A 13,712-nucleotide genomic window follows, 5' to 3' on the forward strand; every position below is an offset into this window, starting at 1 on the left:
CTTCGGGAGCGTTCGCGCCCGATCACCGCCGCGACCTGCTCACCCGCGAGTCTACTGGGGTCCGGCTTCGGGCCGCCGAAAAGTAGCAAAGCCGAGCGGTAATAGGACATTTTCTCGCAGGCGGCCCTCGCCGCCACATTCAGTTAGCTTTTCGCGCCCGGTCATCCGTCGGTCGCCGTTCGGTGACCGATCGCGGCTTCGAGCAAGGGAGCCTCGAAATGCGAGTTTCGGTACCCAGAGAAACCGCCGCCGGCGAGCGGCGCGTCGCACTCGTACCCGACGTCGTGGCCCGCCTCACGAAGGGCGGGCTGGAGGTCGTGGTTGAACCGGGGGCGGGGGCGGCGGCCCACCACTCCGACGATGAATACCGCGAAGCGGGCGCGAAGGTAGAGGAGGGAGCCGGGCTGGCGGGCGATCTCGTGGCGAAAGTCCAGCCCCCCTCGATCGACGAGGTTTCGAAGTTACGCGAGGGAGCAGTGCTGGTCGGGTTCCTGCAGCCCTTCACCTCTCCCGACCTTGTGCGGGCACTCGCGCAACGGCGCGTGACGGCCCTCGCGATGGAGGCGATTCCGCGCATCACGCGCGCCCAAACGATGGACGCGCTGTCCTCGCAGGCGACCGTCGCTGGCTATCAAGCGGCGCTGATCGCCGCGCGTGAGCTGCCCCGGTTCTTCCCCATGCTTACTACCGCTGCCGGCACCATCCGACCAGCCAAGGTGCTCGTGCTGGGCGCGGGGGTCGCTGGTCTCCAGGCGATCGCCACCGCTCGCCGCCTCGGCGCGATCGTGTTCGGCTACGACGTCCGCGCGGCGGTACGCGAGCAGATCGAGTCGCTGGGCGCCCGCTTCCTCGAGATCGACCTAGGGATCGAAGACGCGGAGGCGCAAGGCGGGTATGCGCGCCCCTTGACCGAGGAGGAAGAGGCGCGTCAAAGGCAGCTTCTGGCCGATGCGATCGCCGGCGTGGACTGCGTCATCTCAACCGCCGCGGTACCCGGCCGTCGCGCGCCACTTTTGATCATCGAGGACGCTGTCGAGCGGATGCCAGCAGGGTCGGTGATCGTCGACCTCGCAGCAGAGACGGGCGGCAACTGCGAGCTCACAAAGGCCGGCGAGACGGTGGAGGCACACGGCGTGAAAGTGATCGGTCCCGTCAACCTCCCCGCTTCGATGCCCGATCATGCGTCGCAGCTTTACGCGCGCAACCTCCAGGCGCTCATCGAGCTGATCACGGAAGACGGCCAACTAGCCCTGGACTTCGACGACGAGATCGTCGCGGGCTGCTGCATCACCCACGACGGCGAGGTAGTAAACGAACGCGTGCGCCAGGCGATCGGAGCGCCGGCGAGCTGAGCGAAGAAGGGGGAAGGATGTTTGGCATCGCAGCCGGCACGCTGCTTCCGATCGGCGCCGCCGAGGCGCCAGGGTCGTCGATGGACTTGATCACGGAGTTGACGATCCTTGTGTTGGCGGCGTTCGTCGGTTTCGAGGTGATCTCGAAGGTCCCGAACACCCTGCACACGCCGCTGATGTCCGCGACCAACGCGATCCACGGCATCGTCCTGCTCGGTGGATTGCTGGTGATCGGTCAAGCGAGCGGGGCGTTTGACAAGGTGATCCTGGTGATCGCGATCGCCTTCGGGACGATCAACATCGTCGGCGGCTTTCTCGTCACCGACCGCATGCTCGAAATGTTCAAGCGCAAGCCCACCAAGGAAGACGCGAAGAAACGCGAGGCGCGCGAGCGGGCGGAGGTGCGCGCGTGACCCCTCCGCTCGCCTTCAGCTTCCAGGACCCTGACTTCATTCGGGTCTGTTACCTGGCCGCATTCCCGCTCTTCATCATCGGCCTGCGGTTCCTCAACCATCCGCGCACGGCGCGCCGCGGCAACGCCATTGCGGCTCTTGGTATGACGATCGCCGTAGCGGCGACGTTGCTCGACCGTCAGGTCGGCGACTACGGTCTGATCGCACTCGGCATCGCGCTCGGGACGGCGATCGGGGTGCCGGCGGCGCGCGCCGTGAAGATGACGGCGATGCCACAGATGGTGGCGCTGTTCAACGGCGTCGGCGGTGGCGCAGTGGCGTTGATCGCCTGGGCGGAGTTCCGGCGCTACGGCGGCGACATGCCGCTCGACCAGATGATTCCCACACTGTTTGCGGCGATCATCGGGTCGATCTCCTTCTGGGGCTCGAACATCGCCTTCGGCAAGCTCCAGGAACTGATCCCCGGTCGCCCGATAATGCTGCCGGGGCAGACGTTTGTGAACCTCGGTCTGTTGATCGGGGCCGTCGCCTGCGCCGTCGCGATCGCTGCCGGCTCGCACTCCGAGGCTCTGTTCATCGCGATCCTCGTGCTCTCCGCTTTGCTCGGAAACATGGTCGTGCTACCGATCGGTGGCGCCGACATGCCGGTGGTGATCTCGATGCTGAACGCGCTCACCGGTCTCTCGGCAGCCTCAGCCGGTATCGCGCTCGACAACGTTGCTCTGATCGTGGCGGGCATCCTCGTCGGCGCGTCCGGCTCGATCCTCACGAACCTGATGGCTCAGGCGATGAACCGCTCGATCGCGAACATCGTCGCCGGCGGTTTTGGCGGAGCGCCGGCCGGCGGCGCAACCACCGTCGCGACCGAGGGTCGCACGGTGCGCCAGACCGATCCAGCTGATGCCGCCATTCAACTGGCCTACGCACGGCGCGTAGTGATCGCGCCTGGCTACGGCATGGCCGTCGCGCAGGCGCAACACGCGGTACGCGAATTGATGGACGAACTCGAAAAGCGGGGGGTTCAGGTGGAGTTCGCGATCCATCCGGTTGCCGGACGCATGCCGGGCCACATGAACGTGCTGTTGGCCGAGGCCGACGTCCCCTACGACAAGCTGAAGGAGATGGACGAGATCAACCCCGAGTTCCCGCAGGTCGATGTCGTCCTGGTGCTGGGGGCAAACGACGTCACCAACCCGGCCGCGCGCGAGCAGCCTGACTCGCCGATCTACGGCATGCCAATCCTCGACGTCGACAAGGCGCAACAGGTGATCGTCGTCAAGCGTTCGCTGAATCCGGGCTTCGCCGGCATCGACAACCCGCTCTTCTACAAGGAAAACTGCTCGCTTTTGTTCGGCGACGCGAAGGAAGCGGTGTCACAGATCGTGAGCGAGCTGCAGGCGCTCTAGCCAATCCCGCCGACGCCTTCTTCTGCTCGCCCGCTCGCATCGCTGTCGGGTGCAACTCGCCGGTAGGGGCCGCGACGACGCACGCAGTCGGCGCCGCAGCGAGCAGCGACGGCGATCGCGTCACGGAGTTGGTAGCCGCGCCCGAGCGCCCAAGTAAGTCCGGCCGCGAAGCAGTCGCCGGCTCCGTAGGTGTCGACCACCTCGGACGGATCGACGCGCTCGGCTGGCCACCGCATCCGCTCACCGTCGGCGAGCTCGACGGTGCCCCCTTCGGCGCCGAGAGTGGTCACGACCGCCCACGGTGGCGGGGTCAGCTCACCCGGCTCGTAGCGCTCGTCCGGATCGCGGCCGCTGCGCACCAGCACGTCGATCGCCACGCCGGCAGCTGCCAACGTGTGCTTGGCGCGAGCCGTCGCCACCAGCACCGCTGCACGCCGCGCCTCGCTCACTGCCGCCGCATCACCGGCTGTGAAGTAGACGGCGGCGCCATCGAGCAGCCGCCAAGGCAATGGATCCGCCCCACTGGGGCCAAGGCGTGAGCCGACGACCGTAATCGTCCGCTCGCCTCCCTTCTCGAGATGCACGATCGCGCGGCGTTGCTGCTGCTTTTGGTAGCGGGCGCGCACCGTCACTCGCAGCTGACCGAGTCGCCGACGACTCGAGCGCCCGTAACGGTCCGAACCGAGGGCGGTGAATAGATCGACGCTTCCGCCGAGGCGGGCGAGCTCGACCGCCGCAACTGCCCCGCCGCCCGCCGGCTCCGCGAAGTGGTCCGCCACGTGGACGATCTCGCCGACACGCGGTAAACGGTCCACCACCAAAAAGTCGCACCACTCGACGTGACCGACGACGGCGAAGCGTGCCGCCGCGGTCGCGAGCACCGTCGTCAGCGAGTGCCGGGCGCGGGAGCGCCGGCGCCGCCGCCAGCGGCGCCGGGCACACCACCGCCACCGGTGCGCCCGCCCGCACTACCACCGCCCATGCTGCCCGACCCGGAGCTAGCACCGCTGGGTGGCGCGCCGGCGCCACCGCCCGACTGGCTCGGAGCAGGAGCTTGCGACCCGGCGGAGGAGGATCCGCTCGAGCCCATGGACCCGGAAGTCGTGGAGGTGCCAGTAGTGGTGGTCGAGGTGCTTGTCGACCCGCTGACTGCCCCCGGGTTGCGCAGGTTCTCCGGCAATGGTGGCGTGGGCACCGTCTTCGGCACGCTCTCGTCGGTCGGAGAACTGCCGCCCCCACCGGACGCCACCGCCACGATCACGATCAAAAGCACCAGCACGCCAGCCGCAGCGAGCGCCAGCCGGCGCCTGCGGATGACCCGTGGATCTGGTCCGCGGCGACGCGGTGGCAGACCACCGCTGCCGTGTCGCAAGAGCCGCGTCGGTTCGTCGTGCACGAGCGCTCACGGTACCAGTGTGCGCGGAGGAAACCCTGAATGCGCACGGAGGAACCGCTGGGTGCGCACGCAGGTAGCCCTGAGTGCGTGCGTAGGAACCTCTGTAGTGCGGACAGCTATGTCACGATGTGCTCATGAACAGGTCCAGCGAGCGCTCGCCCGGTGGCGTCGATCCGACCGTCGATCCCACCGGTATCGAAGAGCCCCACGACGTCCTCGCCGCCGACCAGTTCGCGATACCGGCACCCGAGGAGCGCCCGCCGGTAGACCCAACCGGCATCGCTGAGCCCCACGACGTCCTCGCCGCCGACCAGTTCGCGATACCGGCGCCAGATGCCACACAAGAGGCGAGCTCGCGCGCGAGCGCAGGCGCGGGCCAGTCTCGCGGCCTGGCGCGCCTTGGCCCCTGGCTCGCCCTGACGGGCGCTGTGGTCGTAGTTGCCCTGGCCTACCGCCGAGCGCGTCGGCCGTAGAGCAGCTTCAGCAGACGCTCGAGCAGCCGTGTCGTGCGCTGCCGGTACGGGAACATGTGCAGGTCGCGCTTGGGCGCGAAGCGCGTGATCAGGATCGACTGCTTCTTCGTGTATTTGCGGATCCCGTCGGCGCCGTGGCGCGACCCGAGCCCCGAGGCCTTCCAGCCGCCCATCGGCAACTCGAGCGCCATGTAGTTGACCATCGCGTCGTTTACGCAGCAGACCCCGGATTGGACCTGCCGAGCGATACGGGCACCCTTCGCCGTGTCTTTGGTCCAGACCGACGCCTGGAGCCCGTAGGGCGAGTCGTTGGCGAGCCGAATCGCCTCCTCGACGTCCCGCACCTTCATGATCGGCAGGGTCGGCCCGAAGGTCTCCTCGCGCATGCAGAGCATCGAGTGGTTGACGTCGACTAGCACGGTCGGCTCGAAGAAAAGGCCCTCGCCTTCGCGCCGCTTGCCGCCGGTAAGAACGCGTGCACCCTTCTCGACCGCGTCGCGGACATGCCGCTCAACCAGCTCGAGCTGGTCCGGCGAGGTCATCGCGCCAACGTCGACAGCACCCGGCCCCCCGGGCTTGCCGACCCGCAGGTTTTGAACCTTTTCTACAACGAGTCGCACGAACTCGTCGTAGACCGGCTCCTCGACGTACACGCGCTCGATCGAGATGCAGGTCTGTCCGGTGTTTTGCATCGAGTAGTGGACCGCCGCATTTGCGGCCCGCTCGAGATCGGCGTCGGCGAGCACGATCATCGGGTCCTTGCCGCCGAGTTCGAGCCCCACCGGTGTGAGCGTGCGTGCAGCCCGCTCCATCACCTTGCGCCCGACCTCCGTCGACCCCGTGAACATCACGTAGTCGGCCGCATCGATCAGCTCGCCGGCCAAACTGCCCGGCATCACCGCGACCTGGAAGACGTCCTCCGGGAACCCAACCTCACGCGCCCCCTCGGCGAGCAGCAGGGACGTGAGCGGTGTCAGGCTGGCTGGCTTGAGAATCACCGCGTTGCCCGCCGCGAGCGCCGGGATGCAGTCACCGAAGTTGTTGGTGAGCGGGTAGTTCCAGGGTCCGATTACGCCGACCAAGCCCACCGGCGCGTAACGAACGAGCATCTTGCGCCCGAACACGAACGGCGAGTTCGAGCGAACCTTCTCGTCGGCCAGGTATTTGGGCGCCCGCTTCGCCCAAAAGGCGAGCGCCTGGGCCGCGTAGCCGACCTCGGCGAGCAGCGCATCCTCGAACGCCTTGCCGTTCTCCGCGACGATCGTGTCGGCGATGCGCGTGTCGTTACGCAGGATCCACTGTTGGAGGGCCCTAAGCAAACGGCCGCGCCCTTCGAACCCGAGCGCCTCCCAGGCCGGCTGGGCAGCACGCGCCCGTTCGACCATCTCGTGCAGACGTTGCGAGTCGACCTGGGGTACGCGCGCGATTACCTCGCCGGTCGCCGGGTTGCGAACTTCGAGTTCGGCCTGTTCGGTGGCCCTGGGACCCTCGTTGGCCGTCGCTTTCGCTCCGTTTCCCTCTCGCTCGGCGCCAGTCTTGCCGGCGGTCTCGACTTCGGCCACAGCTAACCCCTCCTCGATTTGCGAGCCTCCCGAGCTCAGCCTACCGCGCCCGAACCGAGCGCACAGGCATCACGGCTGCGCGCCTTGCGTCTGCAGGCGTGGCGCCGCGATCGCGCCCGATGTACGTCGACGCGGACGGCGGCGGCGTTCACGCCTGATCGTGCGCATGTAGGGATAGAAGTCGACCTGGATGGTGTGGCGCGGGGACGCGACATAGCGCTTGCGCATCTTGCGCTCGTCGCGTTCGATCTCCCGCCACATGCGCTCTCGATCAGGTAGCGCGCACCGGCCCAACAGGAGGTCGGCGATCCACTCCGACTGCGCCTCGGCGATCGGCATGATCGCCCCGAGTGGCTGCACCAGGCCGATGAAGTAGAGACCAGGCCGGTCCGGGTGAACGACATGCCGGTAGAGCCGCACTCGGTTGTCCTTGGGATCGATCACCTCGCGCGGCAGGAACGGGAACGAGATCTGGTAGCCGGTGCACCAGACGATCGTGTCGACCTCCTCGCTGGTGCCGTCGACGAAGTGCACCGTGCGGCCTTCGATGCGCGCGATGTTTGGCTTCGGCTTGATCCTGCCGTGGCCAATGCGCGGCAACAGCTCCGACGAGATCGTCGGATGTGCCTCGCCGAGCTTGTGGTCGGGCTTGGGTAGCCCGTAGTCCTCCATCCGACCCTGGGTCTTGATGATCAACCGCTGCAGGTACCACCGCTGCAGCCGGAACGGAAGGCGGCTCGTGAACTCGTTCTGGAGCTGATCGACGGGCTTGCCCTCGATGTATTTGGGGATCACCCAGGCGCCACGGCGCATCGCCAGATAGGTGATGCGCGACACGCGCGAGCTCTCGCAGGCGATGTCAACGGCCGAGTTGCCGAAGCCGAGAACTAGCACGTTGCGGTCCACGAAGCGCTCATCCGGCTCCCGGTAGTAATGGCTGTGGAGCTGCTCGCCGGCGAAGGTATCTTGGCCCTCGAAGGGCGGCTCGGGGTAGCGCGGTAGCCAGTGGTGCCCGTTGGCCACGATCACCGCGTCGTAGACCTCGGTGCGCGTCTCGCCCGTGTCGATGCTGCGCACCTTCACCTGCCAGGCACCGTCGATCGGCTCTACCCGCTGGACCTCGTGGCGGAAGGTGATCCGCTCGCGCAACCCAAAGTGATCCACGAAGTCGTCGAAGTACTTGGCGATCTGCGTGTGGTGCGGGTAGTCCGGATAATCCTCGGGCATCGGGAACGAGCGGTACTCCATCATCCGCCGCGAGGTGTTGATGAAGAGCGACTTGTAGGCGGATGACATCCCGTTGTCGTTGTCGTAGCGCCAGTTCCCGCCGACGTTCGACCCCCGTTCAAAGCAGTCGAAATCGATGTCGTTCGCCTGCATTACCTGGCAGGCGGCGATTCCCGAGGAACCCGCTCCGACGATGCAAACCCTTGGCGTCGTTGTCCCCATCGCGAACGTCAGCCTAGCACTGGCTGGCTCGCCAGCCAAGACTCGTAGCGCAGGCCGCGTGGTCCTTCCCGGCGGCCACCATGCAGCTAGCTTAAGCGGACCCTCGCCCCCACTCCACTCGCTTCTGGCTACTTGCCCAAAGACGAGGGGCCTCCGCTTTCGCGGAGGCCCCTGCCGTGACCCTCTGCGCCGGCGCTTAGCGCCGTCTCTTGTGCTGGCGATTTGGCGAACCCTTACGCCACCTGCGGGGAGCTAGACCCCTCTCCCGGCGATGAGCTCGGGGCACCGCCATGGGCGCTCCCGTTGCCGTGCACGGTGGGCGTCCCGCCCGACCCGTCCGGCTGCTCCGACTGTCCGCTCCCCTCGCTGGCGTGGGCCCGCTGCGAGACGCACTTACCGAAGGCGTTTCGCTTGTTGCGGTTGGTCCCGTAACGCTCGCTGAAGGCCTGTGGATCCTGTGCGCGCTCGGCGGCGCACTGCTGCGCGGCATTTTGCTCCGCCTGGATCTCTTCGCGATCCTGAGCGTCCTGCTCCTTGAGCAGTGCGCGCACCTTCGTCGACACGCACTTGCCGAGCGCATTGCGCCGGTTGCGGTTGGTGCCGTACTTCTTGAGGAAAGCCTGCGGATCCTGTGCGCGCTCGGCCTTGCATTCCTGGACGGCGTTGCGGACGGCAGTTGCCCGCTCACTGGCGGCTTCCCGCGCACGCACCTTGATGCAGTGCCCCAGTCCGAGCCCGCCGTACTTCAGACGGAACGCTTCGCGCGAGGCGTCGGTCGTGCCGCGCTCCGCCTTGCACTCCCGCTTGGCCTCCCGCACGTCGTGCTTGGTCGGCTTCGGCCCGCCGGCTAGCGCCGCCGGAGCGAACACCAAGCACAGCGCTGCTCCTGCGGTACCTGCTCGCAAAAGCTTCGGTCTCATCTCGCTCTACCTCTCAGATCGCTTGCGTCGCTCGACCTTTCGTTTGCAGGAACGCGGGGCGCGGCGCGAGGTTCGCGAGTTTCAACAAAGTTTCCGCCTTCGTGCCCGTCTTCCGTGAACCTGACGGCCGTCCAAACGTTTCTGATGATGTGAAGAGCAGCTCTCGCGCCGCCGATATGACCGTGGGGCGCCCAGCAGCGCGCGGCTTAGCATGGGCTGCGGGGGCAGTCGCGTCGCCGTGGACGGTCGAACGACAGCAGTCAGCGAACGCGAGGCCCCGTCTGACGACGCTCGGACGGGGAACGGTTGGCGAACCCGCGAGCAGCACACCGGCCCGCCCCCGCCAAGCCGACCCGGGGTCCGACCGCGAGCGAGCCGCTTGTTGCTGGCCCGACTCGGGGATGAGCAGCTTGCGCGGCGCGTACGTCGCGGCGACGAGCGCGCCTTCGAGATCCTCTTCGAGCGCCATCTGCCCGGTCTGCTGGCGTTCTGTCGCCACCTCACTGGCACGCGCGAGGACGCCGAGGACGCGGTCCAACACGCGTTCGCAGCCGCCTATCGCGAGCTGCGCTCGGGCAGCGAGCGCCAACTCGCCGTCAAGCCCTGGCTCTACGCGGTGGCGCGCAACCGCTGCATCTCGATCCTCCGTGAACGGCGACCGAACACGGTGTCCGCAGAGACCGACGAGCCACGGGCGGACGACGACACCGCCGCTCAGCGGGAGGACGTGCGTGAGCTACTCGCCGACCTGCGTCAGCTTCCCCACGACCAACGCGCGGCATTGCTCCTGTTCGAAGTCGCGGACATGTCGCAGCGCGAGATCGCGGAAGCCCTCGGAGTGGAGGTCGGGCGGGTGAAAGGCCTTGTTTTCCGCGCACGCTCGACGCTCCTCAAGATGCGCGAGGCCCGGGAGCGCCCCTGCGCCGAGGTGCGCGAGGAAATCGCGATGCTGCGCGGCGGATCGCTGCGGCGCAGCTCGATCGCTCTGCACCTGCGCAGCTGCGCGGGCTGTCGCGAGTTCAGAGAGCGCGTCGCCAAACAGCGGACGCTGCTGTCGCTGGCCTTGCCGGTGGCGATCACGCCGGCACTCAAGGCCTCACTCGCCTCCGCTGTGGCCGGCGGTACCAGCGGCAAGCTCGGCGGTGCCGCCGCCGCTGGCGGTAGCGCGGCAGCAGCGGAAGCCACCTCCGGCGCGGGGGTGGTTGCCGGCAGCACCGCGGTCGCGGGTAGTGCGCCAATTGCCGGCAGCGCCGCTGTCGCGGGTGTCTCCGCTGGCGGCGCGGCCGCCACAGCGGCGAAGGTTTTGGTCGCGGCCGCGCTCGTCGGCGGCGGTGCGATCGGCGGCAAGGCAGCGGTCGACCGGGTCACGCAGCCGACCCACCCGGCAAACGCCGGGGCTTCGCACAGCGCCACCGAGCGAACCGGCGGGTCCCGCCTGCCGGCGACCGCGCTCGGCGGCACCGGCAGCGAGCGACCGCACGCGCAGGGCGCGCGCAAGCGGTCGCACCCTGCGCGCGGCGACAAGGCCGCCGCGCGCGGTCGACCTGACAAAGCTCCGCGAGATGACCGCACACCGAGCGAGGGGGTCCGGGGGCCAGCCAGGAAGGGACAAGCGGCGGGCAACGGCACCGCCAAAGCTGAGTCGAAAGCCGCGCGCCGGCAGCTTAAGTCGAGCCGCCGCGCGCGCTCGACCGTGCCGCGCAAGCGCGTGTTCGGCGGCCCCAAGCGGACGCGCAGCACGGGCACCGCGCAGCGCCCCACGAACGGCGGTACGAGTAGCTCGAGTGGAGGTGGCAAAGCCGGTGGAAACGCGGGCGCGTCGGCGGGTACGACGACCCCCGCACCGCCGACTCTCGAATCGCCGCCCAGCACTCCCAGCGGCCGATCGAGCGGCGGCAAGACAAAGCTCGGAGGCAACGACTCGGCTGGCACACTGGGCGAGGTCGACGGCACGAACCGCTAGCGCCGCGACTGGTGAGGCGACCGCTTCCAGCTGCGCTTAACGAGCCGGATACAAACAGCGGGGGACGGCACTCGCCAGAATGCGCGTTATGAAGGCGGTAGTCGTACGCGCCCCGCTCCGTCTCGCCTTGGGGGGCGGGGGAACCGATCTGCCCGCCTACTTTCGCCGCAACAGCGGCTTTGCAGTGTCGGCGGCGATCGCGCGCTACGTGTACGTGACCGCGGCGCCCTCGATCGACGGGCGCTTCCATCTCAAGCACCTAACCGTCGAGGAAGTTGTCTCCCCGCGCTCGGTCCGCCACCCGTTGCTGCGCGCTTTGCTCGATCTCCACTGGGACGACCAGCCGCTCGAGCTGGCAAGCGTCGCGGAGGTGCCACCGGGCACCGGCCTTGGCTCTTCCGGCGCGTTCACGGTCTGCACGCTCAAAGCCCTCGGAGAGCTTCACGCCGCGCGAGAAGAGCAGCGAGACAGCGGCTGGGAGGAGCTGGAGCCGCCCGCCCGCGACCCGCAGCGACTCGCCGAACAGGCGTGTCACGTGGAGATCGACGTCGTCGGGCGCTCAGTCGGCAAGCACGACCAGTACGCCGCCGCCTTCGGTGGAGTGCGTGCCTACGAGTTCTTGACCGACGGCAGCGTCACCGTACGCACCTTGGACCTCCATGAGCGCTCACGGCGCGCACTGGTAGAAGAGACCGGGCTGTTCTTCCTCGGTGGCCGCAGGTCGGCATCACGGCTGCTCGCGGGCGTCGCGCGAGCGGTTCGGCGCGGCGACCGGGGGGCGCTGGTGCTGCTACACCGTGCTCGCGAGATCGCCGAGGGCGTAGCCGACGCGCTCGAGCGCGGCGACCTCGAAACCTGGGCCCGGCTGCTCGACGCCCAGTGGGATCTAAAGCGCCGACGGGCGCCGGGTGCGGTGCCACCACGCGCCGACGAGCTGCGCACGATCGCCCAACGTGCGGGAGCTAGCGCGGTCGCCCTGATGGGTGCCGGTGGCGGCGGCTTTTTGCTGTGCTACGCGCCGGGGGCGCTGGAACGGGTTCGTACCGCGATGCGTTCAGCGCGGGCCCACGAGCTCGCCTTCGCCTTGGACCACGAGGGCTGCCGCGCGCTCGAGACGCCGGTCACGGTGCCTTCATCCAGCGCTGGCGATTACCGGTAGCGGGTAACGCTCGAGCAGGGAGCGCGTAACCGCGTTGCGGCGAACGATCTCGCGGTAAACGCGCGCACTGCGCCTGGGTCGACGAGCGAGGGTGTTCGGGTCGAACGAGTAGAGGCCGAACTTGGGGCCGAACCCGAGCGCCCACTCGTAGTTGTCGACCAGCGACCAGTGGAAGTAGCCGCGCACGTCGGCGGTGCGCTTGCGCATCGCGCGCGCCAGCACCGCGAGGTGCTGCACGATGTAGGCCGGTCGGAGATCGTCATCGTCGTCAGCGATGCCGTTCTCCGTGACGTACACGGGAAGCCGGTAACGGCCGACCTCACTCAGGACACGCTCAAGCCCGAGCGGGAACACCTCCCAACCGACATCCGTGCAGACCGTCGGGCAGGGCGGTGCCGACGGGTCGAAGCGATTGCGCCACCCGACCCGTGGCAAGAAGTCGGCGATCGGGATCGCTCGGGAGAGCGGCGCCGCCGTGCCCTGGACACGCACCCGCAGGTAGTAGTTGACACCGATGAAGTCGGCCTTGCGACGGTGACGCGCCCGCTCTGGAGGATCGATCTTGCCGTTGGCGTTGCGGTCCTGATCGCCGCGCACCACTGCTTCCAAGATCAACCGGTTGAACAGCCAGTCGGCGTGCTCGGCGCCACGGCGATCGGCGGCGGACGCGGGATCCAGTGGCTCGAACGCCGCCATGTTGTGCACGATCCCGACCTGCGCCCGGCGACCGTCGCCGTCGGCGTCGCGCCGATCGAGCGCGTGTATGGCGTCGTACGCCAACGTGTTCGCGACCTCGAGGTTCCGCACCGCGGCTACGGCACCGGTGAAGGAGAGCACGCCCGGCGGGAAGTTGCCGCTGAACGAACCGGGCGCGTTGACGAACCCGGAAGTGACCACCACCAACGGCTCGTTGAGCGTGATCCAGTCGTCGACGAGGTCGCCGAAGCGCCACGCCATGTAGGCCGCGTACTTGCGGAACTCGCGGGCCGTCGTCGACGACAGCCAGCCGGCGCGATCAAGGCCCGGGGGCAGGGGATCGTCGGGCCCGCGTGCAGCGAGCGCCGCACGCGTCGCCAGCGGGTCGTGCAGCCAGAGCGGCAACGTGAAGTGGTTGAGGGTCACGAACGGCCGCAAGCCGAGACGCCGGAGCGTCTTCAGCACCCGTCGGTAGTGGGCGATGGCGCGGTGGTCGGCGAGGCGGTCAAGCGCTCGCAAGGCCTGCCTGGTTATGCGCCTACCGACCCTGACTTTGGTGGTCGGACGCGGGAAGATCCGGCTCCACTCGATCGATAGGCGGAAGACGCGCACGCCGAGTCCCTTCGCGAGCTTTGCGTCGGTGGCGTAGACCCGCCAAGAGCCCGGACCGCGCTCCGGCAGATCGCCGCTGACGACCCGCCGCGCGATGTTGTCGCGATCGTGCGTCCAGACCCACCAGTCGCTGCGACGGTCGGCGTTGGCTGGCCTCCCGCCCATCTCCGACTGGAAGGCGCTGATCGCGACGCCCCAGGCGAAGTCTCGGGGGAAGCGCAGCTTCTGTTCGCCGGCCTGAGCGACAGCCGGAGCGCCCAGCGCCGCCAGGCACACCGCCGCGACCAGCGCGGCGCATGGCGCTCGCCGTG

At 68.4% G+C, this 13,712-nt stretch carries 12 protein-coding genes; 6 read left to right on the plus strand and 6 right to left on the minus strand.

Translation table 11 applies throughout. The features are described 5' to 3' along the window. The first annotated feature begins 218 nt into the window (after positions 1 to 218). The 3 genes from BLW41_RS01255 (at position 219) to BLW41_RS01265 (ending at position 3,171) form a co-directional block, all read left to right on the plus strand. Positions 219 to 1,352 (plus strand): Re/Si-specific NAD(P)(+) transhydrogenase subunit alpha, encoded by a 1,134-nt coding sequence (locus BLW41_RS01255; protein WP_093117228.1) that lies wholly within the window; start codon positions 219 to 221, stop codon positions 1,350 to 1,352. Between the two features lie 80 nt (positions 1,353 to 1,432). Then, positions 1,433 to 1,765 carry a proton-translocating transhydrogenase family protein gene (locus tag BLW41_RS01260; protein ID WP_177169371.1) on the plus strand — a complete coding sequence of 111 codons (333 nt, stop codon included), beginning with the start codon at positions 1,433 to 1,435 and terminating at the stop codon, positions 1,763 to 1,765. Then, entirely contained in the window at positions 1,762 to 3,171 is a 1,410-nt protein-coding gene (locus BLW41_RS01265) for an NAD(P)(+) transhydrogenase (Re/Si-specific) subunit beta (RefSeq protein ID WP_093115499.1), read from the plus strand. The genes BLW41_RS01260 and BLW41_RS01265 overlap by 4 nt, the downstream gene beginning before the upstream one ends. Here the strand turns inward: BLW41_RS01265 and BLW41_RS01270 are convergent. Next, positions 3,168 to 4,052 (minus strand): PfkB family carbohydrate kinase, encoded by an 885-nt coding sequence (locus tag BLW41_RS01270; protein WP_093115501.1) that lies wholly within the window; start codon positions 4,050 to 4,052, stop codon positions 3,168 to 3,170. The genes BLW41_RS01265 and BLW41_RS01270 overlap by 4 nt on opposite strands. A 5-nt stretch (positions 4,053 to 4,057) precedes the next feature. Beyond that, a complete protein-coding gene (locus tag BLW41_RS10625) occupies positions 4,058 to 4,567 on the minus strand; it encodes a hypothetical protein (RefSeq protein ID WP_143038511.1) in 510 nt (169 codons plus the stop codon). Between the two features lie 134 nt (positions 4,568 to 4,701). On the opposite strand from BLW41_RS10625, the gene BLW41_RS01275 reads away from it, so the two are divergent. After that, positions 4,702 to 5,040, plus strand: a complete 339-nt coding sequence (locus tag BLW41_RS01275; protein WP_093115503.1) for a hypothetical protein — start codon at positions 4,702 to 4,704, stop codon at positions 5,038 to 5,040. Here the strand turns inward: BLW41_RS01275 and BLW41_RS01280 are convergent. The 3 genes from BLW41_RS01280 to BLW41_RS01290 all read right to left on the minus strand — a co-directional run bounded on the left by BLW41_RS01280 (position 5,016) and on the right by BLW41_RS01290 (position 8,971). Then, a complete protein-coding gene (locus BLW41_RS01280) occupies positions 5,016 to 6,602 on the minus strand; it encodes a succinic semialdehyde dehydrogenase (protein ID WP_093115505.1) in 1,587 nt (528 codons plus the stop codon). The two genes, BLW41_RS01275 and BLW41_RS01280, sit on opposite strands and share 25 nt — an antisense overlap. Positions 6,603 to 6,671: 69 nt before the next feature. Beyond that, positions 6,672 to 8,051 (minus strand): flavin-containing monooxygenase, encoded by a 1,380-nt coding sequence (locus tag BLW41_RS01285; protein WP_093115507.1) that lies wholly within the window; start codon positions 8,049 to 8,051, stop codon positions 6,672 to 6,674. A gap of 233 nt (positions 8,052 to 8,284) precedes the next feature. After that, positions 8,285 to 8,971 (minus strand): hypothetical protein, encoded by a 687-nt coding sequence (locus BLW41_RS01290; protein WP_093115509.1) that lies wholly within the window; start codon positions 8,969 to 8,971, stop codon positions 8,285 to 8,287. Positions 8,972 to 9,353: 382 nt separating this feature from the next. On the opposite strand from BLW41_RS01290, the gene BLW41_RS01295 reads away from it, so the two are divergent. Together BLW41_RS01295 and BLW41_RS01300 are read left to right on the plus strand one after the other, a co-directional pair. After that, a complete protein-coding gene (locus BLW41_RS01295; protein ID WP_177169225.1) occupies positions 9,354 to 10,934 on the plus strand; it encodes an RNA polymerase sigma factor in 1,581 nt (526 codons plus the stop codon). 88 nt (positions 10,935 to 11,022) lie between these two features. Next, complete coding sequence (locus tag BLW41_RS01300) at positions 11,023 to 12,093, plus strand: GHMP family kinase ATP-binding protein (RefSeq protein WP_177169226.1); 1,071 nt, start codon at positions 11,023 to 11,025, stop codon at positions 12,091 to 12,093. Here BLW41_RS01300 and BLW41_RS01305 read toward each other — a convergent pair. Beyond that, the gene (locus tag BLW41_RS01305) at positions 12,067 to 13,677 is read right to left on the minus strand and encodes a glycoside hydrolase family 1 protein (protein WP_218138173.1); all 1,611 of its coding nucleotides are present in this window, start codon (positions 13,675 to 13,677) and stop codon (positions 12,067 to 12,069) included. The genes BLW41_RS01300 and BLW41_RS01305 overlap by 27 nt on opposite strands. Positions 13,678 to 13,712: the final 35 nt, after the last annotated feature.

The organism is Thermoleophilum album (assembly GCF_900108055.1).
In the GTDB taxonomy this organism is placed as follows: Bacteria; Actinomycetota; Thermoleophilia; order Solirubrobacterales; family Thermoleophilaceae; genus Thermoleophilum; species Thermoleophilum album.

Coding starts and splice junctions, on each gene's coding strand:
- BLW41_RS01255 (WP_093117228.1), top strand. CDS start 219: ATGCGAGTTTCGGTACCCAGAGAAACCGCCGCCGGCGAGCGGCGCGTC.
- BLW41_RS01260 (WP_177169371.1), top strand. CDS start 1,433: ATGGACTTGATCACGGAGTTGACGATCCTTGTGTTGGCGGCGTTCGTC.
- BLW41_RS01275 (WP_093115503.1), top strand. CDS start 4,702: ATGAACAGGTCCAGCGAGCGCTCGCCCGGTGGCGTCGATCCGACCGTC.
- BLW41_RS01285 (WP_093115507.1), bottom strand. CDS start 8,051: ATGGGGACAACGACGCCAAGGGTTTGCATCGTCGGAGCGGGTTCCTCG.
- BLW41_RS01290 (WP_093115509.1), bottom strand. CDS start 8,971: ATGAGACCGAAGCTTTTGCGAGCAGGTACCGCAGGAGCAGCGCTGTGC.
- BLW41_RS01300 (WP_177169226.1), top strand. CDS start 11,023: ATGAAGGCGGTAGTCGTACGCGCCCCGCTCCGTCTCGCCTTGGGGGGC.